General features: G+C 33.6%; 23 protein-coding genes. 7 read left to right on the plus strand and 16 right to left on the minus strand.

The genetic code is table 11. The features are described 5' to 3' along the window. Together IPZ78_RS09575 and IPZ78_RS09580 are read right to left on the minus strand one after the other, a co-directional pair. Positions 1–846, minus strand: coding sequence for a beta/alpha barrel domain-containing protein (locus tag IPZ78_RS09575; protein WP_225553076.1), 846 nt, complete (start codon positions 844–846; stop codon positions 1–3). After that, positions 839–1,987, minus strand: coding sequence for an acyl-CoA dehydrogenase family protein (locus IPZ78_RS09580; RefSeq protein ID WP_225553078.1), 1,149 nt, complete (start codon positions 1,985–1,987; stop codon positions 839–841). Before IPZ78_RS09580 ends, IPZ78_RS09575 begins: the two co-directional genes overlap by 8 nt. A 135-nt stretch (positions 1,988–2,122) precedes the next feature. Here IPZ78_RS09580 and IPZ78_RS09585 point away from each other — a divergent pair, with 135 nt between their 5' ends. Both IPZ78_RS09585 and IPZ78_RS09590 read left to right on the plus strand, forming a co-directional pair. Beyond that, the gene (locus tag IPZ78_RS09585) at positions 2,123–3,730 is read left to right on the plus strand and encodes an acyl-CoA carboxylase subunit beta (RefSeq protein ID WP_225553080.1); all 1,608 of its coding nucleotides are present in this window, start codon (positions 2,123–2,125) and stop codon (positions 3,728–3,730) included. Positions 3,731–3,779: 49 nt separating this feature from the next. Beyond that, the gene (locus IPZ78_RS09590) at positions 3,780–4,196 is read left to right on the plus strand and encodes a hypothetical protein (RefSeq protein WP_225553082.1); all 417 of its coding nucleotides are present in this window, start codon (positions 3,780–3,782) and stop codon (positions 4,194–4,196) included. Here the strand turns inward: IPZ78_RS09590 and IPZ78_RS09595 are convergent. From IPZ78_RS09595 to nadA, 4 genes are all read right to left on the minus strand, one after another. Beyond that, the gene (locus IPZ78_RS09595; RefSeq protein WP_225553084.1) at positions 4,182–6,140 is read right to left on the minus strand and encodes an acetoacetate--CoA ligase; all 1,959 of its coding nucleotides are present in this window, start codon (positions 6,138–6,140) and stop codon (positions 4,182–4,184) included. The two genes, IPZ78_RS09590 and IPZ78_RS09595, sit on opposite strands and share 15 nt — an antisense overlap. A 30-nt stretch (positions 6,141–6,170) precedes the next feature. Further along, the gene (locus tag IPZ78_RS09600; RefSeq protein WP_225553087.1) at positions 6,171–6,566 is read right to left on the minus strand and encodes a hypothetical protein; all 396 of its coding nucleotides are present in this window, start codon (positions 6,564–6,566) and stop codon (positions 6,171–6,173) included. Positions 6,567–6,610: 44 nt separating this feature from the next. After that, positions 6,611–7,651: a thiamine-phosphate kinase gene (gene thiL, locus IPZ78_RS09605; RefSeq protein WP_225553089.1), complete on the minus strand. Its 1,041-nt coding sequence runs from the start codon at positions 7,649–7,651 to the stop codon at positions 6,611–6,613. A gap of 149 nt (positions 7,652–7,800) precedes the next feature. Further along, on the minus strand, positions 7,801–8,799 hold the full coding sequence (nadA, locus tag IPZ78_RS09610) for a quinolinate synthase NadA (RefSeq protein ID WP_225553091.1): 999 nt from the start codon (positions 8,797–8,799) through the stop codon (positions 7,801–7,803). A gap of 475 nt (positions 8,800–9,274) precedes the next feature. Between nadA and nadB the strand changes: the two genes are divergently transcribed. Beyond that, positions 9,275–10,867: an L-aspartate oxidase gene (gene nadB / locus IPZ78_RS09615; protein WP_225553093.1), complete on the plus strand. Its 1,593-nt coding sequence runs from the start codon at positions 9,275–9,277 to the stop codon at positions 10,865–10,867. Positions 10,868–10,870: 3 nt separating this feature from the next. After that, positions 10,871–11,389, plus strand: coding sequence for a gamma carbonic anhydrase family protein (locus IPZ78_RS09620; protein ID WP_225553095.1), 519 nt, complete (start codon positions 10,871–10,873; stop codon positions 11,387–11,389). Between the two features lies 1 nt (position 11,390). Here the strand turns inward: IPZ78_RS09620 and IPZ78_RS09625 are convergent, their stop codons facing one another. The 5 genes from IPZ78_RS09625 to apaG all read right to left on the minus strand — a co-directional run bounded on the left by IPZ78_RS09625 (position 11,391) and on the right by apaG (position 18,019). Continuing rightward, a complete protein-coding gene (locus tag IPZ78_RS09625; RefSeq protein WP_225553097.1) occupies positions 11,391–12,947 on the minus strand; it encodes an Ig-like domain-containing domain in 1,557 nt (518 codons plus the stop codon). Between the two features lie 151 nt (positions 12,948–13,098). Beyond that, positions 13,099–14,958, minus strand: coding sequence for a tRNA uridine-5-carboxymethylaminomethyl(34) synthesis enzyme MnmG (mnmG, locus tag IPZ78_RS09630; protein ID WP_225553099.1), 1,860 nt, complete (start codon positions 14,956–14,958; stop codon positions 13,099–13,101). A gap of 61 nt (positions 14,959–15,019) precedes the next feature. Further along, on the minus strand, positions 15,020–16,885 hold the full coding sequence (locus tag IPZ78_RS09635; protein WP_225553101.1) for an ABC-F family ATP-binding cassette domain-containing protein: 1,866 nt from the start codon (positions 16,883–16,885) through the stop codon (positions 15,020–15,022). Beyond that, positions 16,882–17,547, minus strand: a complete 666-nt coding sequence (locus tag IPZ78_RS09640; RefSeq protein ID WP_225553102.1) for an NAD-dependent epimerase/dehydratase family protein — start codon at positions 17,545–17,547, stop codon at positions 16,882–16,884. The genes IPZ78_RS09635 and IPZ78_RS09640 overlap by 4 nt, the downstream gene beginning before the upstream one ends. 85 nt (positions 17,548–17,632) lie before the next feature. Then, entirely contained in the window at positions 17,633–18,019 is a 387-nt protein-coding gene (gene apaG, locus IPZ78_RS09645) for a Co2+/Mg2+ efflux protein ApaG (RefSeq protein ID WP_225553105.1), read from the minus strand. A gap of 154 nt (positions 18,020–18,173) precedes the next feature. Here apaG and IPZ78_RS09650 point away from each other — a divergent pair, with 154 nt between their 5' ends. Next, positions 18,174–18,782 (plus strand): hypothetical protein, encoded by a 609-nt coding sequence (locus IPZ78_RS09650; RefSeq protein ID WP_225553107.1) that lies wholly within the window; start codon positions 18,174–18,176, stop codon positions 18,780–18,782. Positions 18,783–18,807: 25 nt separating this feature from the next. On the opposite strand, the gene IPZ78_RS09655 is transcribed toward IPZ78_RS09650, so the two are convergent. The 5 genes from IPZ78_RS09655 to IPZ78_RS09675 form a co-directional block, all read right to left on the minus strand. Beyond that, a complete protein-coding gene (locus IPZ78_RS09655; RefSeq protein WP_225553109.1) occupies positions 18,808–19,701 on the minus strand; it encodes a DUF4349 domain-containing protein in 894 nt (297 codons plus the stop codon). An 84-nt stretch (positions 19,702–19,785) separates the two neighbouring features. Continuing rightward, the gene (locus IPZ78_RS09660; RefSeq protein ID WP_225553111.1) at positions 19,786–20,820 is read right to left on the minus strand and encodes an Atu2307/SP_0267 family LLM class monooxygenase; all 1,035 of its coding nucleotides are present in this window, start codon (positions 20,818–20,820) and stop codon (positions 19,786–19,788) included. 100 nt (positions 20,821–20,920) lie between these two features. Beyond that, positions 20,921–21,502 (minus strand): tRNA-(ms[2]io[6]A)-hydroxylase, encoded by a 582-nt coding sequence (gene miaE / locus IPZ78_RS09665; RefSeq protein ID WP_225553113.1) that lies wholly within the window; start codon positions 21,500–21,502, stop codon positions 20,921–20,923. Positions 21,503–21,556: 54 nt separating this feature from the next. Then, positions 21,557–22,180, minus strand: a complete 624-nt coding sequence (locus tag IPZ78_RS09670) for a gluconate 2-dehydrogenase subunit 3 family protein (protein WP_225553114.1) — start codon at positions 22,178–22,180, stop codon at positions 21,557–21,559. A gap of 3 nt (positions 22,181–22,183) precedes the next feature. Continuing rightward, a complete protein-coding gene (locus IPZ78_RS09675) occupies positions 22,184–23,920 on the minus strand; it encodes a GMC oxidoreductase (protein WP_225553116.1) in 1,737 nt (578 codons plus the stop codon). A 77-nt stretch (positions 23,921–23,997) separates the two neighbouring features. On the opposite strand from IPZ78_RS09675, the gene IPZ78_RS09680 reads away from it, so the two are divergent. Both IPZ78_RS09680 and IPZ78_RS09685 read left to right on the plus strand, forming a co-directional pair. After that, positions 23,998–25,215 carry a glycosyltransferase family 4 protein gene (locus IPZ78_RS09680; RefSeq protein WP_225553118.1) on the plus strand — a complete coding sequence of 406 codons (1,218 nt, stop codon included), beginning with the start codon at positions 23,998–24,000 and terminating at the stop codon, positions 25,213–25,215. Between the two features lie 141 nt (positions 25,216–25,356). After that, positions 25,357–26,412, plus strand: coding sequence for a sugar phosphate isomerase/epimerase family protein (locus IPZ78_RS09685; protein ID WP_225553120.1), 1,056 nt, complete (start codon positions 25,357–25,359; stop codon positions 26,410–26,412). Positions 26,413–26,559: the final 147 nt, after the last annotated feature.

Below are 26,559 nucleotides of genomic sequence, written 5' to 3' on the forward strand. Positions count from 1 at the left end.
TTAGCTTATCATATCGTAAAAGCTGATTTTTAATTTATTAATATCTATAGTTGATGATTTTTCAAATCTATCTAAAAGTAATTCTGTTGAGATATTACCAACCAAATCATCTTGTGCAAAAGGGCATCCACCATAGCCTAATATTGCCCCTTCAAAACGTTTACAGCCTCCTTCATATGCTGCATTGATTTTTTGTAAAGCTTCGTCTGCACGGCTATGTAAATGTGCACTAAAATCTAATTTAGGAAATTCTTTATTCAACTTTTTGAAAAGAGATTTTATTAAAGCAGGTGTTGCTTCACTCGTAGTATCGGCAATTGAAAATCTTTTTATTCCAAGTTGCTTCAATTTATCTACCCATTCAAATACCAATTCCTCATTCCAAGCATCCCCATACGGATTGCCGAAAGCCATTGAAATATAAACAACCAATTCTTGATTTTGAACAGATATTGTGTCTAAAATATCTTTTACAGCATTATATGAATCCGATATTGACGAATTTGTATTTCTTTTTTGAAATATTTCAGAAATTGAAAATGGATAACCCAGATAATCAATTTCCGGATATTTACTAGCTACTACAGCCCCCCTATTATTAGCGACAATGGCTAGCAATTTGGTGTTATTAAACTTCTCCAATCCCTGTAAAACAAAAGCGGTGTCTTGCATTTGTGGAACCGCTTTTGGCGAAACAAAAGAACCAAAATCTATATATTCAAATAGATTACTTCTTATTAAATTATTAATATGTGCTATTTTTTTTTCGGGCGGTATTAAATTTTGAATACCTTGAATAGCATCGCGGGGACAATCTACAATTTTGATATCTGCGTTGTTAAACATCTTTTTTTATCTCACGTGAAATGACCATTTTTTGTATTGCACTCGTACCCTCCCCAATAGTACATAATTTTGCATCTCTAAAAAATTTTTCAGCTGGATAATCCTTCGTAAATCCATATCCACCATGGATCTGTACCGACTGATTAGATACTTCTACAGCTACTTCCGAAGCATACAGTTTTGCCATAGCACCTTCCTTAGTCACTTTTTTATGATTGTCTTTCAAATATCCGGCTCGTCGTATCAATAATTCTGATGCTTCGATTTTAGTAGCCATATCCGCTATAGTAAAGGATACATCCTGAAAATCATATATTTTTTGGTTAAACTGCTCTCTCTCATTTGCATATTGTAGGGCGCATTCATAAGCACCTCTAGCTATACCCAATGAAAGAGCTGCAATTGAAATCCGTCCACCATCTAATAATTTTAACGCTTGAACAAAGCCATTTCCAACTTCACCTATTAATTGATCTTTGTGCACCCGACAATTATCGAAAAACAAAAAAGCGGTTTCAGAAGCTCGCATTCCTAATTTATCAATTTTTTTCCCAGAACTAAAACCTTCTGTACCTTTTTCTATAATAAATGTAGACATACCGTGATTATTTCCCTTTTCACCTGTACGAGCTATGACCACAGCTACATCTCCACTTATGGCGTGTGTTATAAAAGTTTTTGATCCATTTAGAATCCAATAATCACCATCTTTTATTGCTGTAGTAGTCATTCCACCAGCGTCTGATCCAGAGCCAGTTTCTGTCAATCCCCAAGCACCAATCCATGCGCCTGAAGCTAATTTTGGTAAATACTTCGCTTTTTGAGCATCATTGGCAAATGATAAAATATGATTTGTACATAACGAATTATGAGCTGCCACTGAAAGACCTATAGAACCACAGACCTTTGATATTTCATCCAAAATGGTAATATACTCTTGATAACTAAGGCCTGCACCACCATATTCTTCGGGAACCAAAATACCCATAAATCCATATTCGCCCATTTTTCTAAATAATTCAACAGGAAAATATTGGTTTTCGTCCCAATCCATCACATGTGGTTTGATATAGTTTTTTGCAAATTCACGGGCACTTTCCCGAACCAAAGCTAATTGCTCTGTCTCATAATTATTATACATAGTGATTTTTACTTAAGTTTATATTGCGTAAACAATTTATTATTATAAATATCGTAAAAAACAAAATATATTTTATCATATTTATAATAATAAAAACAAATACCAACTATAAATTTTTATTTTAACAAAAACGCCATGCAAAAGCTATTAGATCTTTTGAAGCTCAAAACGGAGAAGTTACATTTAGGAGGTGGAATTGATAAAATTCAAAAACACAAAGAAAAAGGTAAAATGACTGCTTGGGAAAGAGTTATTTATCTACTTGATGTGGACAAACCTTATACTGAAATAGGAATTTTTGCGGGAGATAATATGTATGTGGAACATGGAGGATGTCCAAATGCTGGTGTAGTAGTGGTTTTAGGTTATGTTAAAAATAAATTGTGTGTAGTTGTTTCAAATGATGCTACCGTAAAAGCTGGTGCTTGGTTTCCCATATCCGGTAAAAAGAATCTTCGCGCGCAGGAAATTGCTATGGAAAATCATTTACCCATTATATACTTAGTTGATTCTGCAGGTGTGTATTTGCCTATGCAAGATGAAATTTTTCCCGACAAAGAGCATTTCGGACGTATTTTCAGAAATAATGCAAAAATGTCTTCTATGGGAATTCCGCAAATAGCAGCTATTATGGGTTCTTGCGTAGCAGGAGGTGCTTATCTCCCCATTATGTCAGATTATGCTTTAATCGTTGAGGGAACAGGTTCTGTATTCTTAGCAGGTTCCTATTTAGTAAAATCTTCTATTGGCGAAATTATCGATAATGAAACTTTAGGCGGAGCCATCACACATACTGAAATTTCTGGCGTAGTCGACAATAAATATCCTAATGACGAAAGTTGTTTGGATGCCATCAAAAATATTGTAGACAAGATAGGAGATAGCCCAAAAGCAGGATTTTCTCGTATTGAAGCAAAACTTCCTAAACTTAAGGCGGATTCCATTTATACAAATCTTCCTGAAGATAGACTTAAACCCTATGATATGCTACATATTTTAGAAGCAATCGTAGACGAAGGGTCTTTGGAAGAATACAAAAAAGATTTTGGAAAAACATTGATTTGTGCTTTGGCGCGTGTGGATGGTTGGGCTGTAGGAATCGTTGCTAACCAACGCGAAATCGTAAAAGCAAAGAAACCTGGTGGCACGCAAGAAATGCAAATGGGCGGGGTAATTTATTCCGACTCAGCTGATAAATCAGCTCGATTTATTATGAACTGTAATCAGCAAAAAATTCCTTTGGTATTTTTTCAAGATGTCACAGGATTCATGGTCGGTTCTCGGTCAGAACAAGGCGGAATTATCAAAGATGGAGCAAAAATGGTGAATGCTATGGCAAATTCTGTCGTTCCTAAATTTACTTTTATTGTAGGAAATAGTTATGGAGCAGGAAATTATGCAATGTGTGGTAAAGCGTATGATCCTCTACTTATCTATGCTTGGCCTACTGCCCAAATGGCCGTTATGAGTGGTGCTTCTGCCGGAAAAACATTACTACAAATTCAAGAAGCTACATTAAAATCAAAAGGTGTGAGTCTAACTGAAGATGAAAAACAAACATTATTAAAAGACATAGAAGACAAATATAAGGAACAATTAAGTCCATATTATGCTGCATCTAGACTTTGGGTAGATGGTGTAATTGACCCAGTTGACACACGAAAAATTATTTCAATGGGAATAGAAGCAGCTAATCATAATGCAGATATTCCTCGTTATAATGTTGGTGTGATACAAACTTAAATATGTAGCATTTAATATTATGCTACGTTATATAATTAAACTTTAAATTATGAATAGATTAGTAATATTTTTATTTCCACTCTTAGTCTTTGCGGCTTGTAAAAAAGATTCTAATACAATCCAAGAATTAGAAAGTGGTGTTTATAAAGGTACTTTTCGTGTTGATTATGATGGTAAAATATACACAGCATCTGATATTGAAGTCGTATTAAATAGTGATAAATCATATAATTCTACAGGTAATAATAATCCAAGGATTCCTGCTGGAGGTAGTGGAACTTATGTATTAAAAGATAATATAATAATATTTGATGATAAGAATCCTTGGACTGCAGAATTTGATTGGGGACTCATCTTAGCAGGTGAATATAAGATTACATCAAGCAACAAAAAATTGATTTTAAAAAAGACTATAAAGTCTAATAATACCAGAACAATTTATAAATATGATTTAATCAAGCAATGAATTATTTAAAGTAACATATTCCTCCAAACATTCTGGATTACGCATAATATCTTTTGAAACAGCCTTTTCTAATGAAACATCTGAAAAAATCTTCTTCACGGGTATTTCTAACTTTTTACCGCTTAAAGTGTAAGGAATATCTCTGACTTGAAAAATAGCATCTGGAACATGTCGTGGGCTATATTGCTTTCTAAGGTTAGTTTTTATTTTGGATTGGATTTCTTCGTTTAAATGCAATTCATCTAGCAGTTTTACAAAAAGTAACATTTTAGATGAACCATCATTTTCATCTGTCGTAATAACCAAAGAATCCTGTACTTCTTCCAATTCATTAACTGCACTATAAATTTCTGCGGTACCTATACGTACACCAGCACGATTAAGCGTTGAGTCTGAACGACCATATATAATTATTCCTTCGCCCGAAATTATTTTTATCCAATCGCCATGTGCCCATACATTCGGAAATTTTTCAAAATAGCTTTCCTTATATTTTTCATTATTCCAGTCATTCCAAAAGTAAATAGGCATAGATGGCATCGGCTTCTTTATAATCAATTCACCTACTTCATTTATTACTTCTTCGCCCTGTTCATTATACGTGACTATATCGGCTCCTAAAGCCTTACATTGCAATTGTCCTGCATACACAGGTAATAAACTATTTCCAATTAAAAAAGCGGAACATACATCCGTTCCACCGCTCAACGAAATAAGGTGTACATCAGGAAATTTTTGCTGTAATGCTTCGAAAGTAGAAATAGGGAGTGGAGAGCCTGTAGAACCAATTACTTTGGGCTGGAAATCTTTTATTTCTAAATGTTCAATCGAAGTAAAATAGACTGCCCCAGCACCTAAATGATGGACTTGAGCACGTTTTAAAAACTTCCAAAAAGTCTGATGGTTGTTATGATTAATTATTCCATCAAATAGACATAAAGTAGCACCACATAATAAAGATGATAAAGCATAATTCCACATCATCCAACCTGTAGTAGAATACCATAAGAAATTCTCCTCAGCTTGTACATTTTGATGTATTGCTAATGCTTTATAATGTTCTAATAAATTTCCACCCGTACTGTGTGTAATCGCTTTAGGTTTACCTGTTGTTCCCGAAGAATATAATATCCATATAGGATGTGAAAAAGCTACATGAACAAATTCTAACACTTTTGGATCATATCTATCCAATATGGTATTCCACATACTATTATTCAGATTAACAACCTCTTCCAACGTTATTAACTTACTTACTAACATAGCTAAAGTCTCATTTTTCGAGAACTTTTTATCGTTGTATTGATATTCCGTTTCAATAAAAAGTAATTTAGGTTCTATTTGTTCAAATCTTTCGACTATAGCTTTATCCCCAAAATCAGGAGAACAACAGGACCAAATAGCCCCCAAAGAATTCACAGCTAAGAAAATAGCAATAGTTTCCACCCTGTTATTCAATACTCCAACTATTCGATCTCCGCTTTGAATACCCTTATCTACTAAATATTGTTGAATTTTACTTACTCTATCTTGTAATTCTTTCCAAGTAACTTCTTGATAATCTTCGTATTCAGATTGAAATTTTACTGCAATACCATTTTCTTTATAAGATTTGAAAATATGTTCTGCATAGGAGAGTTCTATTCCTTCAAACCATTTCGCACCAATGAAATTTTCAGCAGTATTCCAATCTAAAACTTTGCTATAATTTCCTAAATAAGATACCTTAAAGAAATCTAAAATTGATTGCCAAAAATCTTCTAAATTATTAATAGACCAATTATGAAAATCTTCATAATTAGAAAATTTAGTATTCGTACGCTGCTCTATATAATTTTTGAACTTAAATATATTAGAAGTTTCAGTATACTCCCGAGAAGGAATCCACAAAGGTGTCGACATACGTTTATAAATTGGTACACCTAAATATACAAAAAAGGTCATTGTAAATTACACTGACCTTTTTGTAAATTATTACTTTATCAAATCTAAATCGTTTAGATTATAATCTTTTAGTGGAATTTCAGAAAATTTGACACCAGCTGCATTATACAATCTCAAATTCACTTCTGTTCCTCCAACAATTATATCCTTTCCCTGAGGATTTTTTTCAAATAAGAGGTTTACAATTTTCTCTATTTTTGGTAAATCTTCAATAGGAATTGTATCATTTACTTTTGATTTTAATATCAAATCTAAATTTATTTTATTCTTATTGACATAGAACGCTTTAGATTGAATCAAAAATTCATCTTTTATCTCATTTTCTTTATCATTTACATGTTGAGTAAATTTAAAAACACGAGATTCTTTATTCTCACAAGCTATCAGAAAAAGAATAGAAACAAATAAAATGGTTAAATTTTTCATGACTATAAACATAAAAAATTAACCATTGATTATTAAAAATAATATTACTTTTTAAAAGCATTCCAGCCTTGTGCTTTAATTTCATGCACATGACCAGATTTTGAAATCATTTCCTTACCAGCTGCAGCCTCTGTGATATAACCAATAACTGAAATATCTAACTGACCCTTGATTTTATCGTAATCTACTTGCGGAATAGTGAATAATAATTCATAATCTTCACCACCGCTCAATGCACACACGGTAGGATCTAATCCAAATTCTCGCGCAGTTTCGTAAGTCATTGGATCTAAAGGAATTTTATCTTCGTATAATTTACAACCTACATTTGAAGCATTACAAATATGTAAAATTTCAGAAGCTAAACCATCCGAAACATCAATCATCGAAGTAGGTTTAATATCCAAAAAGCTCAATAACTCTACCACATCCTTACGTGCATCTGGCTTCAATTGACGTTCTACAATATAATCCTTTCCTTCTAGATCAGGTTGAATATTAGGGTTTTCTAAATAAATATTCTTCTCTCTTTCTAATAATTGTAAGCCTACATAAGCACCACCCAAATCACCAGAAACACACAATAAATCACCTTCTTTAGCACCCGAGCGATAGGTAACTTTCTCTTCTTTGACGTAGCCAATACTTGTAACAGAAATAACTAATCCTTGTGCTGAAGCAGACGTATCACCACCAACTAAATCCACACCGTATTTTTTACAAGCAATCAAAGCTCCTTCGTATATTTCTTCGATAGCTTCTAATGGAAATTTAGAAGATAATCCAATAGAAAAAGTAATTTGAGAAGCTATACCATTCATGGCATAGATATCCGAAAGATTTACTTGTACTGCCTTGTAACCCAAGTGTTTAAGCGGAACATAGCGCAAATCAAAATGAATATTTTCAAGTAATAAATCCGTGGATATCAAGGTTTTATAACTAGAAAAATCTAGTACTGCAGCATCATCACCAATACCTGTATTTGTAGATTCTTGCGATAATTCTACTGCTTGTGTCAGGTGTTTGATCAAACCAAATTCACCTAATTCATTTATATCTGTTTTATCAATATTATCAAACATATTCACATTTTTTCAACAACAAAGATACGCATTAATCTACCTTTCATTGAAGTGATAAAAATAGGGCAAATGTAAAATATGCCCCGATTTCAAAACTATTTTAGCTGATGTTTCACGAAAAATAATTTTCATGTGAAACATCAATATTTTTATAATCCTAGACGAGCTGAAATTTCCAACATTCTTTCAATTGGCTTTTGTGCTCTATTGATAACATCCTCAGGAAGAATAATTTCTGGTTGATCAAATTTCAAACAGTTGTACAATTTTTCCAACGTGTTCAATTTCATATGTGGACAATCGTTACAAGCACATGCATTATTTGGCGGAGCTGGAATGAATTTTTTGTGCGGACTAGATTTTTGCATTTGATGTAAAATACCCGATTCCGTTGCTACTATGTATGTAGAAGCCTCATCTTCAATCGTATATTTCAACATACCTGAAGTAGAGCCAATGTAATCTGCTTCAGCCAAAATATGTTCTTCACATTCTGGATGTGCAATAAACTTCGCTCCAGGGTATTCTGCACGTAAATTTTCAATTTTTTCACGTGAAAAAATCTCGTGAACCATACATGCACCATTCCACAATACCAAATCACGGCCTGTTTTCTTTTTCACATAGTCACCTAGATTGCGATCTGGACCAAAAATAATCTTTTGATCCGCTGGAAGTGATTCCACAATCTGCACCGCATTGCTTGAAGTACACACAATATCAGATAAAGCTTTCAATTCTGCTGTACAATTCACATAGGTAATCACCAAATGATCAGGATATTGCTCTTTGAATTTTGCAAAAAGATGCGGAGGACAAGAATCTGATAATGAACAGCCTGCTTTCAAATCTGGAAGAAGAACTTTCTTGGATGGGGAAAGAATTTTAGCCGTTTCGGCCATAAAATGCACACCAGCGAACACAATTACATCTGCATCTGTCTTTGCAGCTTGTTGTGAAAGTCCCAAACTATCACCAATATAATCAGCTAAATCCTGAATTTCAGCATCTTGGTAATAATGTGCAAGAATTACAGCATTTTTTTCTTTTTTCAAACGTTGAATTTCCTGAACTAAATCCAAACTTGGATCCACAGGAAGATCAATGAAGCCTTTTGCTTCCAAATCTTTTTGATAAGTATTGTTCATTCTCTCTTCTGTATTTTGGTTTACCCTTTCGACAAATCCAGTTCACAAAAGTAAACAAAGAAATTCAAACGAAATTCACATTCCTTTTTTTCAATAAATAATAATCTTTTTTTAAAGAAAGAATCTTATTGTTTATTAGTCTGTGGAAAATGGGGATAACTGTATAATTTTTAATTTTATTTTTGAGTTGTTTTATAGTTATACACAATTTATCCACACAAACTTGATCTTTTAGTGCTGATTTTCAATTATGTGATTTTTCACGTTTTTTAGTTTCCATATTTTTTTGTTAAAATCTTATTGTTAAAATAATGTTAATATAAAGACGACTTTTCCATACTTGTCACGTGAAACATGTGTGAAATAATATAGGAATGTGGAATAATAAAAAGTTTTAAAATTTAATTCACGTTTTGTTTACACGTTTTCCACATTATTTGTTAATTTGTTTCAATTTTTAGCATGTAAAAACGTTATGTCGGAAAGAAAAGTAGATTTTTTGATAGTTGGATCGGGGATAGCAGGTTTGAGTTTCGCTTTGAAGGCTGCGGATGTTGGTAAAGTGTTAATAGTTACAAAATCCAACGAAGATGAATCTAATACAAAATATGCTCAAGGAGGCGTGGCAGTAGTTACAGATCAGTCAGATAGCTTCGAAAATCATATACAAGATACCCTAGTTGCTGGGGATGGTTTATGTAATCCACTTGTTGTGGAAAACGTAATTAAAGAGGGGCCAGATCGTATAGCAGAATTGATAGCCTATGGTACTTCTTTTGATAAAGAAGATTCAGGTGAATATGATTTAGCAAAGGAGGGAGGTCATTCAGCACATCGTATTTTGCACTATAGGGATATAACTGGTTATGAAATAGAACGTGCTTTACTAGAAAAGGTACATCAACATCCTAATATTGAAATTCTTACGCATTATTTTGCAGTAGATTTGATTACACAACATCATTTAGGTGTGCATGTGGATAAAAAATCTACAGATATAGAGTGTTATGGTATATATGCTTTTAATACCCGTACAGGGATAGTAGAGAAATTTTTATCCAAAATTACACTTATGGCTTCAGGAGGTGCAGGTCATGTGTATTCAAGTACTACAAATCCTACTATTGCTACAGGCGATGGTATTGCTATGGTATATCGTGCGAAAGGTAAGGTGCGTAACATGGAATTTATTCAGTTCCATCCAACAGCTTTATATAACCCAAGTGAATATCCAGCTTTTTTAATTTCTGAGGCAGTTAGAGGCTTTGGTGGAATTTTGAGACGTTCGAATGGGGAATCTTTTATGGAGGAGTACGATTCACGTGGATCATTAGCCCCTCGTGATATTGTAGCTCGTGCTATAGATTCTGAAATGAAGAAATCTGGTTTGGATTATGTGTATTTAGATATTACGCATCGTTATAAGGAAGATCTATTATCACATTTTCCTAATATATACGATAAATGTTTGTCTATCGGTTTGGATATGACCAAAGATTTTATACCCGTTACGCCAGCAGCACATTATTTATGTGGTGGGATAATGGTTGATGAATTTGGTGCTAGCTCTATCGTAAATTTGTATGCTTGTGGAGAATGTTCATCTACGGGTTTGCATGGGGCTAATCGATTGGCTTCCAACTCTTTACTTGAGGCAGCAGTTTATGCACATCGTATTTTTGTAAGTTCTTCTAATAAAATAAATAATATTTCTTATAAAGATAATATTCCCGTTTGGGATGATTCGAATACAAAGTTGCTTAATGAAGATATTCTTGTGACGCATAATTTACGCGAGACACAGAAATTTATGTCTGATTATGTAGGTATAGTACGTTCTGATTTTAGGTTAGATAGGGCGATGAGACGTTTGGGATTATTATATGAAGAAACAGAATCTTTCTATAAAAACACCAAATTATCCGTAAAACTTTGTGAACTAAGAAATGTTATTCAAGTAGCATATTTGGTTGTTAAATCCGCTATGAACCGTAAGGAGAGTAGGGGATTGCATTATACTACAGATTTTCCAAATCATGCTAAAAATTTAGAAGATACAATTTTGTAACATATGGCTACTATTTTACCTGTTAAAGATTCTTTCCCATTTATAGGAGAAAATACATTTATAGCACCTAATTGTACTATTGTCGGTGATGTTACGATTGGTGAACATTGTTCTGTGTGGTTTAATGCTGTGGTACGTGGAGATGTGAATTATATAAAAATAGGTAAGTATAGTAATATTCAAGATAATGTAACTATACATGGTACATATCTTAAGAATGGTACTGATATTGGTAATTATGTAAATATTGGTCACAATGCTATAATACATGGCTGTGTGATTCATGATCATGTATTAGTTGGTATGGGAGCAATCGTAATGGATAGGACTGTTATAGAATCTAATGTTATTATTGCTGCTGGTGCTGTAGTATTAGAAAATTCTTTATGCGAATCAGGTTATTTATATGCTGGTGTGCCTGCAAAAAAGATAAAACCACTTACTGAAGAGCAAATGGCTTTATTGAAAAATCTACCACACAATTATGTGCTTTATTCAAGTTGGTTTTCAGACCATAAATAATCTATTCAAATTTAGTATCAATAGTTTCTTCTTGTTCCCAGTTTGCACGGATAGTAAAAGGTTTATCTAAATACCAAATAGGTTCAGCTTGTGTTTTATTATATACATCTGCACCATCCCAACGATTGTTTTTATTAATGTCCTTAATTATTCTTAGCGTATATTTACCGCCTGGAAATTTACTATACTTTAATTGATTAGAATTATACAGGTATTTATTATCTATGACTTTCTCCTTTTTATCATCCATTAGTTGTACGATATAATTTATATTGCTATCCAAATTATTTATAGTAAAATTAATATCTCCAAAATTTTCTGTTTCATCTAATGTAAATTTTGTTACCAATTCTTTATTTGGATCAGTATAAATAGATGAAATAGCTTTTTCTTCAATTATTAATTCATAGCTTTTCTTTGCTTTCCAATTAAATCTTACGTGGTATAAATTTGTATCGATCGTATCTTTTTGCAATTGAAAATTTCGTCGTGAAACTGTATCCTCTTTTATTATTATTTTTTCTTTATCAATATTTGTTATAGGAAATTCACTGGTAATAGTGATATGATTTATCTTATCGACCTTATTAGTAATGTTAAGTCTTGGTATTAGTTCTCTATTGTATTTATCGTTTTTACCTCTTCTTAAAATTATACTGTCTAATATAATTTTACGATCTGAGATTTCAAATTTAATAGAATCGAATTCATTTTTTGGTAATGTTATATAAAGGGAATCATTCGTTTCAGCATATTTATAATATGCCTGTTTTTGTAGTTCTTCTGGAAAAATTATACGAATAGAAGGGGAGTCTAATGGTTGATTGAACCGCATTGAAATTCTACCATCTTTTTGAATTTTTCTATCCGATACTCTAAAATCCTTAGGTTTTCCTTTAGAATATTCTAACTTAATATCTTTAATATTTTGCTTTAAAACTATACTATCTTTGAGAAATCCAATAAGTTCTTCAGCATTATTATATATACGATCGTTATTTTCTTCTTTTAGTGCATATATTCTATACGTATCTTCTCTTAAGTTTTTTATATTAAAATTTCCTGTACTATCTACACTCGTAAATATATTAGCTTTTTTCTTACCAAATATAGTGTCTTGTCTTGTAGGGATAAGTAATACACGTACGGACAAATCTTGTTTGGGATCAAAAGTTTTAGTGTATGCATTTGTAACTGATCCTGAAACAGACAAAGAATCTAATTCTGGACCTGTAGCGAAGACATAGCTATAATTTACAATAGGATTTCCTTCGTTAAAGTCTACAAGACCTTTACCAAAATTTATGGTATAAGTTGTATTTTCCTCTAGTGAATCTGGTAAAGTAATTAGTAATGATTTCTTTTTTATTTTGTACTCTGGCTGCTTATCTACATCTGGTGATATACTAAATTCTTTTTGATAGTTGTTTAGTTTAATATATTCATCAAAATCAAGTTGTATAATTTTATCTTTAAAATTTCTGTTTAGATTTTTAGGTAATTCACTTAATAGATTTGGTGGAATTGAATCTTTTGGTCCTCCAGTTGGCGTTTGCATATTTGCACAGCCTATAAAGAATAGCGATATAATCAGTGTTAATAAAGTAATAAAGTTGCTTAGTAAACTTTGTTTATGGTTCTTTATTTTATATAATATTGCTACGGTTTTCATATAACTAATCTTCTTATATCGCTAATTTATGTTTTCTTTAATTCATATGTACCATCAGTATACTAATATCTGACGGAGATACTCCCGATATTCGTGATGCTTGTCCCAACGTACGTGGTTTTACTTTTAACAGTTTTTCTCTTGCTTCAATCGATAGGGAAGTTAATGATTTATAATCGAAATCTGGATTAATCTCTTTGTCTTCCATTTTCTTCATTTTATTTACAATTTCCATTTCCTTATCAAAGTAACTATCATATTTAACTTTGATTTCAGCTTGTTCTATTGTTTCTAAATTGTAAGATTCTATCTTTTCGTTGAATTTTGAATCTGCACTCGCTAAATGCTGTATAGTAATATGTGGTCTGCTCAATACACTATATAGCCTCGATTTTTGTGTCAATTTGCTAGATCCTATTTCTGAAAGTATCGGATTGATCATATTTGGTTCAACCGAGTTGTCTTTCATATACTGTATTAAATCATCAGATTCTTTTATCTTCTTATTTACTTTCTCTAATCTATCATCAGAAACTAATCCTATTTTGTGAGCTATTGGTGTTAAACGTATATCAGCGTTATCTTGACGAAGTAATAATCTATGTTCTGCTCTAGATGTAAACATACGATATGGTTCTTCCGTACCTTTTGTAACTAAGTCGTCTATTAATACTCCTATATAAGACTCAGATCTTTTTAGAATAAGTTCATGCAAATCATTAACTTTTTGATGCGCATTTACACCTGCTACGAATCCTTGCGCAGCGGCTTCTTCATATCCTGTCGTTCCATTGATTTGACCTGCGAAAAATAGATTTTTCACTAATTGCGTTTCTAGCGTTAAATCCAACTGCATAGGAGGGAAGTAGTCATATTCTATGGCATATCCCGGTCTGTACATTTTTGCATTTTCAAAACCAGGTATTAGTCTTAGTGCTTTTTGCTGTACATCTTCTGGTAATGAAGTAGAGAAACCGTTGACATAAATTTCATTAGTTTTAAAACCTTCTGGTTCAACAAATATTTGATGTCTATCACGCTCTGCAAATCTATTTATTTTATCTTCAATGGATGGGCAGTATCTTGGTCCTAAACCTTTAATACGTCCCGTAAACATTGGTGATTTTTCAAAGCCAGTTTTCAGTATTTCATGTACGTTATGATTCGTATAAGTAATCCAACAACATCTTTGTTCGGTTGGCATTTCTACATTGGTATATGAGAATCTACTTTTTTCTTCATCTCCCCATTGTTCTTCCATGACAGAGTAATTCAAACTTCTTCCATCAATACGTGGGGGAGTACCAGTTTTCATTCTACCAGATTCAAATCCTAATGAGACTAATTGTTCAGTAAGTCCAGTGGCTGATTTTTCTCCTGTTCGACCTCCTCCAAATTTCTTTTCACCAATGTGTATTATTCCATTTAAAAAAGTTCCGTTTGTTAAGACAACAGCATCAGATTCAATTTTGATTCCTAAAGATGTAATTACACCTTTTATTGTATTACCTTCAACTATTACTTCCTTTACAGTATCTTGCCATATATCTAGATTCGGAAGTGACTCTAATTGTAGTCTCCATTCTTCCGCGAAACGCATTCTATCGTTTTGCGTTCGAGGGCTCCACATAGCAGGGCCTTTAGATTTATTGAGCATTCTAAATTGAATCGTAGACTTGTCTGCTATAATTCCAGTATAGCCTCCCATTGCGTCTACTTCGCGTACAATTTGCCCTTTTGCTACACCACCAATGGCAGGGTTACAGCTCATTTGTGCTATTACCCCCATATTCATTGTTATGAGTAGGGTAGATGATCCTAAGTTTGCCGCTGCTGCCGCCGCTTCACAGCCAGCGTGTCCAGCACCAACAACTATAACATTATATTTATTAAACATATTTCTTTCTCTTGTTTCACGTGGAACCTTCTTGGTTTTTGTTGATGTTTCACGTGAAACGTTATATAAATTCTGCCAGCTCTAGCCAGCGTTCTGATTTTTTATCCAATTCTTTTTGTAGCATTTCTACTTCTTTAGAAATGTTAGATAATGTAGCGTGGTCTATTGTGTTATTTAGTTCTATAGTTTTGTTAGCTATATCTGTTTCTAATTTCGCTATTCCTACCTCCAAATCTTCATATTCTTTTACCTCCTTAAAGGACAACTTCTTTTTGGTTGTTTCAATTGTTTTGTTTATAGGATTAGCTTTTAGTTTCTTTTCCGCTAGCTTTTCTTCTTTTAATTTTTCTTCTTGTTCAAATTTGAAGTCTGCATAATTTCCATTATAGATAGATACTGTTCCTGTTCCATCAAAAATAAATAACTGATCTGTCAATTTATCAATCAAATATCTATCATGAGAAACTAGAATTAAGATACCCGGGAAGTTTAAAAGGAAGTCTTCTAATACATTTAATGTGTCAATATCCAAATCATTGGATGGCTCATCTAAGATTAGAAAATTTGGATTTGCCATTAAAACACGCATAAGCTGTAGTCTTTTTCTTTCACCACCACTAAGTTTAGTAACTAAACCAAATTGTTTCTCCGGCGGAAAGAGAAAAAGTGTAAGAAGTTGGGAGGCAGTAAGTGTATCCCCATTAGCCATCTGGATATAATCAGCAATGTTTTTAACAACATCTAATACGCGTTCTCCTTCGCTGAATTCTAAACCACCCTGTTTGTAATAGCCATATTTTGTCGTTTCACCAACGCTTATAACACCATTATCTTGGGGGAGTGCTAACGTTATTAAATTTAGAAATGTACTTTTTCCAGTTCCATTTTTCCCTGTTAATCCTATACGATCCCCTTTTTTGAAAACATAAGAAAAGTCGTTAATAACAGTTTTGTTTTTGAAACTTTTACTAATATTTTCAAGTTCTAAAATTTTATTACCTTGTCTAGATACTTTTACGCTTAATTGAACCTTATCTTGAGAACGAGGACCCTTTGACTTTTCTTCCAATTCATAAAAAGAATCAATTCGGGATTTAGATTTTGTACCACGAGCTTTCGGTTGGCGTCGCATCCATTCTAATTCTGTACGAAGTAAGTTTCTCGCTTTTTCTGCAGATAGAATATCGCTGTATTCTCTCTCTGCTTTCTTTTCTAAGAAATAACCGTAATTTCCTTTGTATGAAAATAACTTCCCTTTGTCTAATTCTCTAATTTCAGTACAAATGTTATCTAAAAAATATCTGTCGTGAGAGACAACTAAAACTGTTTTCTGACCCGTTGTTAAGAGTTTTTCAAGCCATTCAATTGTTTCTATATCTAGATGATTCGTAGGTTCATCTAAAATGTATACATCAGCCTCATCAATCAAAAGTTTAGCTAGAGATAATCTTTTCTTTTGACCACCAGATAAACTGTCTATTTTCTGATCAAAATTTGAAATGGATAAACGATTTAGAATTGTTTTAATATCATTTTCGTATTCCCATGCATCCAAGGCCGTCATGCGATCCATTATATCGGCGAGTTTTTTCTCGTCGATTATTTCCTTGTCAACAATTTCTTCATACTCTTTAATTAATTGTTGTTGCTCGTTGTCATTGGAAAAAATAAAATCATTGATAGTATTTAACCCAGTAAAATCGGGGTCTTGTGGTAAATAGCCGATACGTATACCTTTTTCTTTTACAATTTTACCTTGTTGGGGAGGAAATAGTTCGGCAAGTAACTTTAATAAAGTGGATTTTCCTGTTCCATTTATACCCACCAAGGCTACTCGATCACCTTTTTGTAAGCCGAAATGTAATTCTTTAAATAACCATTTATCATTGAAAGAATGACCTAATTGTTCTGTGCTAATAATACTCACGCTAATTCTTTTATTTTTTGTGTTTGGTATATATCTATGCCCTTAGTTTGGGAGAGTGAAACATTAATCATCGCTGACGCTACTTGTTTTGCGTGTATGCTTTTATAGTCTTTTAATTTTCCTATAAGAAAGAGATTGATTATGGGATATATTATTTGTGAAATACGTTCCATAAGTCTAAACTCTTTTCTTTCTCCCAATAGAAGTGAGGGTCTAAATATATGTATACTTGATAAATTTGTGTTTTTAATAGCATCTTCTACATCTCCCTTTAATTTTAAGTAAAAGTTTGATGAAGTATTATTTGCACCAATGCTACTTACTATGGAGATGCTTTCACAGCCATTGCCTTTTAGTATTTGAGCTACTTTTTTAGGGTATTCAAGATCAATTTGATAATATTTACTTTTATCTGGTGTTTTGGAGGCAGTTGTACCTACACAACTATAAAAATGATCTATTTTGAGATGGTCGATATGTTTTTCAATACTATCATAATCTGCAATTATCTGAATTAATTTGCTGTGTCTAATTGGTAGTTCTGTTCGTGAAATGGTATATACAGACTCATATTTATTATTATTCAATAATAAATTGATGGTCTGATTACCGATTAATCCAGAAGACCCCAATACCAATGCTTTGTAATTTGTTTCAGGCATAATTATCCGATTACAAAAATACGTATTAATTCGTTTTTGTATGTTAAAAAACTATAATAAGCATATTGTTTATGACAAAGAAGTGTTAATTTAATTTGAAGCTTGCTATTAAATTAAATCTTGGGATATCTACGTTAAAAAGGTGATCATCAATTTCACGTTTCATTGTATAATAGCCTTGCATATAACCTATTTCACTTTTCAAATTGCAGCCCGAAATATATTGATGAGATTCACCAGGAGCCAATATAGGTTGTTGTCCGACCACACCCTCTCCATCTACGTTTTTAACTTCTCCAATTGAGTCAAAAATATCCCAATGCCTAGTCATTAACTGTATCGTGTAATCTGAATTATTTTCAATAGTAATTCTATACGCAAACATAAAGTGCATATTCTCGGGGTTTGAGTATTCTGGTTGATACTCGTTTTCTACCGATATAATGACGTCTGATGTAGACTGTGTGATCATAGTAATTGTTTCAAATTTAATAACTTATAATGTATTTTCATAAAATTTTATTTATATATAAGTTATACGCTACATCTAGATATAAATATTGATTAATTAGAACGAAAATTGTTAATATAATATATATTTTTAATTAAAGTCTAAGCCTTATTTTATGAAAAGTAAACTTTATCTAGGTCTTTTTGGAATGATATTATTCTGTTATTCTTCTTGCAGAAGGGATCCAGAAGATAATAATTTATCAAAAATGGAGACGAGCATTTTTGATAAATTGGATACTTTGAAACACATGTCAAAGATGGAAAAGTATACAAAGGAAATGGAGATTAGGATGAATCATCTTAGATCATTAAGACCAGTATCAAATGAAAAGCTCAAATCAATCTTACCTGTGTCTGTGGCTTCATTTAGACGTAACGATTTTTTAGTAGCAGACATGTCTACTGTAGGTGCTGCTTCCGCTAAAGCATCATATGAGGATGAAGGTGCTAATAAGGTCGTTTTAATAAATATATTAGATGGGGCTGGAGAGGTAGGTGTCAATATGTTAGCTCTCCTTTTCTTAGCTTTTCAAATAGACAAAGTAGAAGATTTTGATTTTGAAAAGGGTATTATTAAAGAAAACAAAAGCAATAATAATATAGACACTGAAATACAATGGTTACATCTAAATCGTTTTTTGGTTACTTTAAAAGGACAGGGGTGTACCCATGAGGAATTAAGAGAGATTCTTAAGACATTAGATTTTTCTAATTTGAAATAATAATTACACTCAAAGACTGCAATTATTATTTATTGATACGTTTCTTTTTATATTTTTTCCAACCTATTATTAAACTGATTGCTATTAAAATAATTGGCCAAATAGTTATTATTCCTAAGAATATTTCTCTTATTAAATTCCAGCCAGCAATAAAAGAATCTTTAATTTGTGAGAATAAAGTTTCGCTGTAGACTGAGCCACCAGACTCACTATGAAAAATATCAATAGCGATTGTACTGTAAGAAATTTGATTCGCTAAATTTTTAAACAGACTTTCGTTGCTTTCTATATCCTCTTGGAGTTGTCTAATTTGCTCTTGTATTTTCAATAAATCCTCAACACTCTTGGCACTTGAAACCATTTTTTGATAATGCTCGAGGTAAGTTCTTTTGCTTTTGATTCGAGATTCTACATCATAGTATTGCAAACTAACATCTTCTGTTTTAATACTTTTATTCGTTAATTTGTCATCGCCTTTTTCGATCGATGTTATGAAACTATCAAATTTTTCTGAAGGAATACGAACAATAAGATTTAAATTCGTATAAGTCGATCCGGCAGATGTGGTTTCTTGTTCATAATATCCCTCAACTTTTTTTATAAAATCGTCTAATCTTTGTTTGGTTTTTTTAATATCTTTTGATTCAACTGATAGATTACCATTTCGGATTATTTTGATAGTTTTTAGAGATTGTTTATCCAAATTTGTATTCGAATTATTGGCTACGGGAGAAGAGGGCGCTTCATTAGACTCAGAGCTTAAGAGGATTTTATCAGAATTTATATTAGACACACCATCAGCTACGTATTCTTCCGTCGTGGCTAAGGTTTCAGGAATATTATTTTTATTTTCGGAAGAATGATTACAACTCATTAATAGAGCCGCAAGTACACCTGTATATATAAAATATCTTTTCATAATATGTTTTAGTTGTAAGATGCAATTATTCTGAATTTCCATAAAAGAAAAATGCGACAAGTTATATTTGTCGCATTTTAGAGTTTATTTTGTAGCTTCTCTTACTTTAGGAGCTATCTTCGTTCCAAAAATTTCGATAGATCTCATCATATCTTTGTGATCAGGACTCCCTACATCCATATGAGCTGAAAACCTTGTTAAGCCAAATTTTTCTTGAACGGCCAAAATTTTATCTATAGCTTGATTTGCGTCTCCCACAACTAAATGACCAATATTAGAACGACCAAAATCGTATTGTGATCTTTGATAAGAAGGCCATCCTCTTGAAGAACCGATTCTATTCATTTGAGCAGCATACGTTGGGTAATAACTATCGGCAATACTTATACTATCGTCTCCAAAAAAGGAATGCATATGGACTCCAACTTGAAATTTAGACATCGTATGACCATTATCTTCATACGCTTGTTTGTACATTTCGAATAAAGGCTCAAATTGTTCCCATGCGCCACCAATAATTGCAAACATAACAGGTAAACCTAATTTTGCTGCACGAATAACAGATGAGGTAGTGCCACCTACCGCTATCCATATTGGCAACCCATTTTCTGTATGACGAGGAAAAATATCTTGATTGATCAATGATTTGCGAAATTTTCCTGTCCAATTAATTGTTGGATTGGATCTCAACTTCAATAATAAATCTAATTTTTCTTCAAATAATTCATTATAATCTTTCAAATCGTATCCGAAAACTGGAAAAGATTCAATAAAAGATCCTCTACCAGCCATTATTTCGGCACGTCCAGCAGATATTAAATCTACTGTAGCAAAGTCTTTATATAATTTGACAGGATCAGTTGAACTAATAACTGAAACAGCAGACCCTAACTTGATGTTTTTAGTGACAGATGCAGCAGCTGCAAGTATAATTTCTGGTGAAGCGACAGCATAATCTTCACGGTGATGCTCACCCATGCCGAAGAAATCTAAACCAACTTCATCCATTAATTTTACTTCTTCTATAATCTCTTGTAGTCGTTGTTGTGCGGATTGTATTTGTCCTGTTGTTGGATCTATTTGTAAATCTCCGAACATTCCAACACCTAATTCTAACATAATTATTCTCCTTTCTTAATACTACAAATTTACGTCTTTGCTTCGTCGATATTTCTTAATCTACATTAAGAAAAAAGCACCAAATTGTTGGTGCTTTTTTCTATCCGTGAATATATTCTTTTTTTCCGTAAGATTGGATCAATTCTCCTTCAAAGTCCAACCAAGCTTGCCAACGTGTATCTACATCCACGTCGACGGCGTATTTTCGAGCAAAATTTAAGAATGTGGTGTAGTGATTCGCTTCGGAAATCATCAAATCGTAATAAAACTTCGCTAAAAACTCATCTTTTATGTTTTTGCTCAACACGCGAAAGCGTTCGCAGCTACGTGCTTCAATCATTGCGGCGAAGAGTAGTCTATCTACAAATGCCTGATTGCGTGAACCATCTTTCCTTAAAAATTTCATTAGTTGACCGACATAATCGTCTTTGCGTTCACGTCCTAATGTGTATCCTCTATCTTTTATTATATCAATTACCATTTTGAAATGTTGCATTTCTTCAATAGCAATATCCGTTAATTCATGAACCAAGTCTTCAAATTCAGGATTTTGTGTGATCAACATAATTGAATTTGAAGCCGCTTTCTGTTCACACCAAGCATGGTCTGTAAGAATTTCTTCTAAATTCGATTCGGCAATATTTGCCCAGCGTGGATCAGTCAGCAATTTTAAACCTAACATATTCTAAATTTTTTGTGAACTGCAAAATTACAAATTCTTCAACCAAAAAAATTATTAAGCAAGATCAAAACCGTGTTCTTTGAGTATATCTTCAGGTACACCATTCCATACACCAGGACGATTTCCAGCATACCCTAAAAAAGAAATGCCTTCTTTGGTCGTTAAGTACCCCGATGAGGTAAGGTCGCGCATAAGATTGAAAAAGCTTACACCTTGTGAAACTTCTGGCTTCGCTTTAGAAGGGTATGCTATTTCGTCTAAAATGCTCGTTTGATTTTCTTTAGACAATTCAACAAATGCTTTGGAGAATTTCTTTTGTGCATATACATCTAACCATTTCAGTCCACCTCGTATAGGTAACTTGTGACTAGGGATATCTTTTACAATAAACTCAATAAAGTCTGGAACACCAACTTCAGTCGCTGAAGGTGAATTGTCGTCTTTTGGAATGATTAAATCTGTTAAGATAGCAATAGTTGCCATCTCATGTTTGTCAAAATATTGTTCTGAGTACAAAGCCTGGGTGCGCTCGTGTTCAAAGTCTTGTACACCAGGAAGTTTCTCGTCACCTACAACTTTTGTAGGTTTCGTAGGGCTATCACATGAGCTATTGGATAATGCCGCCGCTGAACCTGCTGCAATCAAACCCAAAGCTTTTAAGGAATCTCTTCTATTCATGGCTTAGCTATTTAATTTCTTTTTTTCTTGTAATATATATTCTGCTGTACGCATAGACAATGCTAATATAGTCCAGGTGAGATTTTTATCTCCTTGCTGTACGAATGGGCCCGCATCTACAACATATAAATTTTTACAGTCATGCGCCTGTCCCCATTTGTTCAGTACAGAGGTATTAGAATTATCACCCATTCTAGTTGTTCCACCCTCATGAATAATTTTTCCCGGAGTTGCTAACCCATACAATTGACTTTCATCAGGAATATTGGAAGTAATAACAGCACCCATATTGTGCATTATCTCTTGGAAGGTCTCAATCATATGCTTGGCCTGCTTAACTTCTTCGTTCGTCCATGTATAATTAAATTTAAGGACAGGTATTCCAAATTTGTCTACTTTATTCGGATCAATTTCACAATAGTTTTCTTTACGCGCTAGTGCAGTACCTCGCCCAGACATTCCGACACTTGCTCCATAAAATCTTCGATAATCATTTTTCAACGATAATCCATATCCTCCAGATTCTTGAGGAAGACCATCTGTACGAGTCGCTAAATGATTATAATTCTGTACACCGTGAAAAGAACCGTATGAAGGCATACCCATACCACCCCAATATTCAATATGATAACCCCGCGCAAAATCTAATTTTTTGTCTCCAAGCCACCATGGTGAATAAATGTGGACGGAACCGACACCATCTTCGTTGTATCTTTTGCGATCTAGCAATTGAGGAAGAAATCCTCCTACATCAGCACCAGTAGAGTCGTGCAAATATTTTCCGACAAGTCCGGAAGAATTTCCTATACCGCCTGGATGAGCTTTGGATTTGGAATTAAGCATTAACCGTGCACTTTCACAAGCAGATGCACCAAGAATTATTGTTTTTCCTTTTACAGAATATTCTTTTAAATCTTTGGTGTTAACATAGGAAACACCTGTAGCAAGCCCTTCGTCATTACTTAAGATTTCACGAACCATCGCATTGTCGATAACCGTGAGGTTGCCTGTTTTCATCGCTGGAATTACCAAGCAAGAGGAAGAAGAGAAGTCTCCATAAACTTTACATGCACGTCCGCATTGACCACAATAAAAGCAGGTTCCACGATCTTTATTTCCAGGAAGTGCTTCTGTCAATACTGAACCACGCCCAGGAATTACCGTGACACCAGATTTTTTAGCCCCACGCATAATGTAATGTTCATTTAAACGGGGTTTTGGTGGTTTTAAGAAAATTCCGTCAGGTTCATTATGAAGATTTTCTACTGTACCATAGATACCAATCATTCGGTCTACTCGATCATAGAAAGGCTTTACTTCATCGTAAGTAATGGGCCAAGCATCTGTTATGTTGTCTTTCGGTTTGAAGTCATCTGGTCCCATTCTCAAAGAAATGCGCCCCCAGTGATTAGTCCTTCCTCCGAGCATTCGCGCTCGAAACCAGTCAAATTCAGTGCCTTTTTCATGAGTATAAGGCTCTCCTTCAATTTGCCAACCCCCGTAAGCAGCATCAAAGTCTCCGAAGGGTCTTGTTGTGCTCGCGCCTCTTCTTGGAGATTCCCAAGGCCATCTTAGTTGTAGAGCGTCTTTTGCGGGATCAAAAAAAGGTCCAGCTTCTAGCATTAATACCTTAAGACCTGCATTTACCAATATATAGCCTGCCATGCCACCTCCAGCGCCAGATCCAACTACAATAGCATCATATACAGTGGATTCTTCTTTTATTTGAAAGGTTCCCATTATTTCAGTTTATAAATGTTATATTTTTGTGGGTATAATTAAAGATATATAAAATTTTAGTACTTAGTTCAACGAAATTGAAAATTTTATTTATAGGATTAGTTTGGCCAGAGCCGACCTCTTCAGCCGCTGGATGGCGTATTTTGCACTTGATAAAATGTTTTAGCAAAATCGGTCAAGTTTACTTTGTTTCTGCGGCATCGAAGTCAATTCATAGCGCAGACTTGACTTCCCTAGGGGTGCTAGAAGATGCTATTTTTTTGAATGATTCTTCATTTGATGAATACATTTTAGAGCTCAGACCTGATATTGTTGTATTTGATAGATTTATGGTGGAAGAGCAATACGGGTGGAGAGTCGCCGAACATTGTCCTAATGCTTTGCGAATATTGGATACCGAAGATTTGCATTTTGTACGATTGGCTCGTCAAGAAGCGTATAAAAAAAGTACACCTGTAAATTATTATTCTGCTACAGCTAGAAGAGAAATTGCTTCAATATTACGATCGGACATATCTCTAATCATTTCTCAAACAGAAATGGAATTGTTAGAAGGACAGTTTAATGTTGCTCGGGAGAAACTATTTTATCTTCCTTTTCAAGAAGAATACTTGTCTGTGCAACATCAAGAGAATTTACCGTCATTCGAGGTAAGAAATCACTTTGTTTTTATTGGTAATTTCATTCATGAACCAAACTTTCGTACTGTTGAAGTACTTAAGAGGGACATTTGGCCCTTACTTAGAAAAAGATGTCCATCAGCTGAATTGCATATTTATGGTGCCTATGCTTCTGAGAAAGTTTTACAATTGAATAATGTAAAAGAAAAATTTTTGGTAAAAGGTAGAGTTGAGGATGCGCGACAGACCATTTCTTATTATCGGGTTTTAATAGCACCAATTCCTTTCGGAGCAGGCGCTAAAGGAAAATTCGTCGATGCTATGGCTGTGGGAACTCCATCTGTAACCACTACTGTAGGTGCGGAATCTATGACTGAGGGAGTCTGGAATGGTTTTGTGGACGATAATAATGAAGATTTCGTAGAGAAATGTGTTGAACTGTATGAAAACAAAAAAATCTGGGAAGAGATGAGCCAAGTAGGTTTTGAGTTATTTAATCAATATTTTGCTGATACTAGGTTTTCTGAAGCTTTAGAAGCTCATGTAATAGCTTGTCAAGACTCCCTTGAAAAAATTAGAAAAAGCAATTTTATCGGAGAAATATTACTTCAACAGCAGGTAAATGCTACAAAGTATATGTCGCTATGGATAGAAGAAAAAAACAAAAAGCAATAACTAGCCGTATTTTTCAAATCAAAAGAGAAGGAAAAGTATTAAATTTCTAACAATACAGCTCAAGACAATTTTAATCCCAATAAATTTTGCCTATTTTTAATACCATTGAATTATTAATTTAAGAAGAGTAAACTTTTTTTTATGAAAACAATCAAAGGTCCAGGAATATTTTTAGCACAATTTATTTCTGATGAAGAGCCTTTTAACTCTATAGAGAATATTGCTAAATGGGCAAAATCTTTAGATTTTAAAGGTTTGCAAATTCCTACAAGTGATCCAAAATATTTTGATTTACAAAAAGCAGCAGAAAGTAAAACTTATGCAGACGAGTATAAGGGTAAGTTGCAAGAATTGGGATTAGAGATCACAGAATTATCAACGCATTTACAAGGTCAATTGGTAGCTGTACATCCTGCTTATGACAAGTTATTCGATGCATTTGCTCCAGAACAATTTCGCAATAATCCAAAAGCGCGTACGGAATGGGCGGTGCAACAGTTAAAATATGCAGCAAAAGCTTCTCAAAATTTAGGATTGAAAGCACATGCAACTTTTAGTGGTTCTTTGTTGTGGCAATATTTTCACCCTTGGCCGCAGCGACCGGAAGGTTTGGTGGATGAAGCTTTTACAGAGTTAGCTCGTCGTTGGACGCCAATTTTGGATGCTTTCGATGAGGCGGGAGTGGATGTGTGTTATGAAATTCATCCAGGAGAAGATTTGTTTGATGGTGTGACTTATGAGATGTTTTTAGAAAAGGTAAATAATCACCCAAGAGCTTGTTTATTATATGATCCGTCACATTTTGTATTACAGCAATTGGATTATATTCAATATATTGATTTTTATCATGAGCGTATAAAGGCATTTCATGTGAAGGATTCCGAGTTTAATCCTACGGGGAGACAGGGAACTTTTGGAGGTTATCAATCGTGGCTAAATCGTGCAGGACGTTATCGTTCGCCAGGTGATGGTCAGGTAGACTTCAAGACTATTTTCAGTAAATTGACCCAATATGGTTACGATGGTTGGGCTGTGATGGAGTGGGAGTGTTGCATCAAAAATCAGATTGATGGCGCAACAGAAGGTTCTAAGTTCATCGAAGACCATATTATTCGAGTAACGGATAAAGCTTTCGATGATTTTGCATCCACTGGTGCAGACGAGAGATTTAATAAGGAAATTTTGGGGTTATCCTAAAATAAAAAAGGCTCCACACTTGGACATGCCCCAAAAAGTTAGACACTTATTTGGGGCATTTTTATGAGAAAAAATCAGAAGTATAATTTCAATTTTAAGTTACGTTTAGTAACTATTCTTCAGCAGGGCAAAGATAGTATTGGAGGT

It is taken from the genome of Sphingobacterium bovistauri (genome assembly GCF_020295405.1).
Classification (GTDB): domain Bacteria; phylum Bacteroidota; class Bacteroidia; order Sphingobacteriales; family Sphingobacteriaceae; genus Sphingobacterium; species Sphingobacterium bovistauri.

Excerpts from the sequence above, each read along its gene's own strand:
- nadA (WP_225553091.1), bottom strand. The coding sequence starts at position 8,799 with ATGAACAATACTTATCAAAAAGATTTGGAAGCAAAAGGCTTCATTGAT.
- IPZ78_RS09675 (WP_225553116.1), bottom strand. The coding sequence starts at position 23,920 with ATGGGAACCTTTCAAATAAAAGAAGAATCCACTGTATATGATGCTATT.
- nadB (WP_225553093.1), top strand. The coding sequence starts at position 9,275 with ATGTCGGAAAGAAAAGTAGATTTTTTGATAGTTGGATCGGGGATAGCA.
- IPZ78_RS09620 (WP_225553095.1), top strand. The coding sequence starts at position 10,871 with ATGGCTACTATTTTACCTGTTAAAGATTCTTTCCCATTTATAGGAGAA.
- thiL (WP_225553089.1), bottom strand. The coding sequence starts at position 7,651 with ATGTTTGATAATATTGATAAAACAGATATAAATGAATTAGGTGAATTT.
- IPZ78_RS09655 (WP_225553109.1), bottom strand. The coding sequence starts at position 19,701 with ATGAAAAGATATTTTATATATACAGGTGTACTTGCGGCTCTATTAATG.
- apaG (WP_225553105.1), bottom strand. The coding sequence starts at position 18,019 with ATGATCACACAGTCTACATCAGACGTCATTATATCGGTAGAAAACGAG.
- IPZ78_RS09595 (WP_225553084.1), bottom strand. The coding sequence starts at position 6,140 with ATGACCTTTTTTGTATATTTAGGTGTACCAATTTATAAACGTATGTCG.
- IPZ78_RS09580 (WP_225553078.1), bottom strand. The coding sequence starts at position 1,987 with ATGTATAATAATTATGAGACAGAGCAATTAGCTTTGGTTCGGGAAAGT.
- IPZ78_RS09640 (WP_225553102.1), bottom strand. The coding sequence starts at position 17,547 with ATGCCTGAAACAAATTACAAAGCATTGGTATTGGGGTCTTCTGGATTA.
- IPZ78_RS09575 (WP_225553076.1), bottom strand. The coding sequence starts at position 846 with ATGTTTAACAACGCAGATATCAAAATTGTAGATTGTCCCCGCGATGCT.
- IPZ78_RS09685 (WP_225553120.1), top strand. The coding sequence starts at position 25,357 with ATGAAAACAATCAAAGGTCCAGGAATATTTTTAGCACAATTTATTTCT.
- mnmG (WP_225553099.1), bottom strand. The coding sequence starts at position 14,958 with ATGTTTAATAAATATAATGTTATAGTTGTTGGTGCTGGACACGCTGGC.
- IPZ78_RS09650 (WP_225553107.1), top strand. The coding sequence starts at position 18,174 with ATGAAAAGTAAACTTTATCTAGGTCTTTTTGGAATGATATTATTCTGT.
- IPZ78_RS09590 (WP_225553082.1), top strand. The coding sequence starts at position 3,780 with ATGAATAGATTAGTAATATTTTTATTTCCACTCTTAGTCTTTGCGGCT.
- IPZ78_RS09660 (WP_225553111.1), bottom strand. The coding sequence starts at position 20,820 with ATGTTAGAATTAGGTGTTGGAATGTTCGGAGATTTACAAATAGATCCA.
- miaE (WP_225553113.1), bottom strand. The coding sequence starts at position 21,502 with ATGTTAGGTTTAAAATTGCTGACTGATCCACGCTGGGCAAATATTGCC.
- IPZ78_RS09625 (WP_225553097.1), bottom strand. The coding sequence starts at position 12,947 with ATGCAAACGCCAACTGGAGGACCAAAAGATTCAATTCCACCAAATCTA.
- IPZ78_RS09670 (WP_225553114.1), bottom strand. The coding sequence starts at position 22,180 with ATGAATAGAAGAGATTCCTTAAAAGCTTTGGGTTTGATTGCAGCAGGT.
- IPZ78_RS09600 (WP_225553087.1), bottom strand. The coding sequence starts at position 6,566 with ATGAAAAATTTAACCATTTTATTTGTTTCTATTCTTTTTCTGATAGCT.
- IPZ78_RS09585 (WP_225553080.1), top strand. The coding sequence starts at position 2,123 with ATGCAAAAGCTATTAGATCTTTTGAAGCTCAAAACGGAGAAGTTACAT.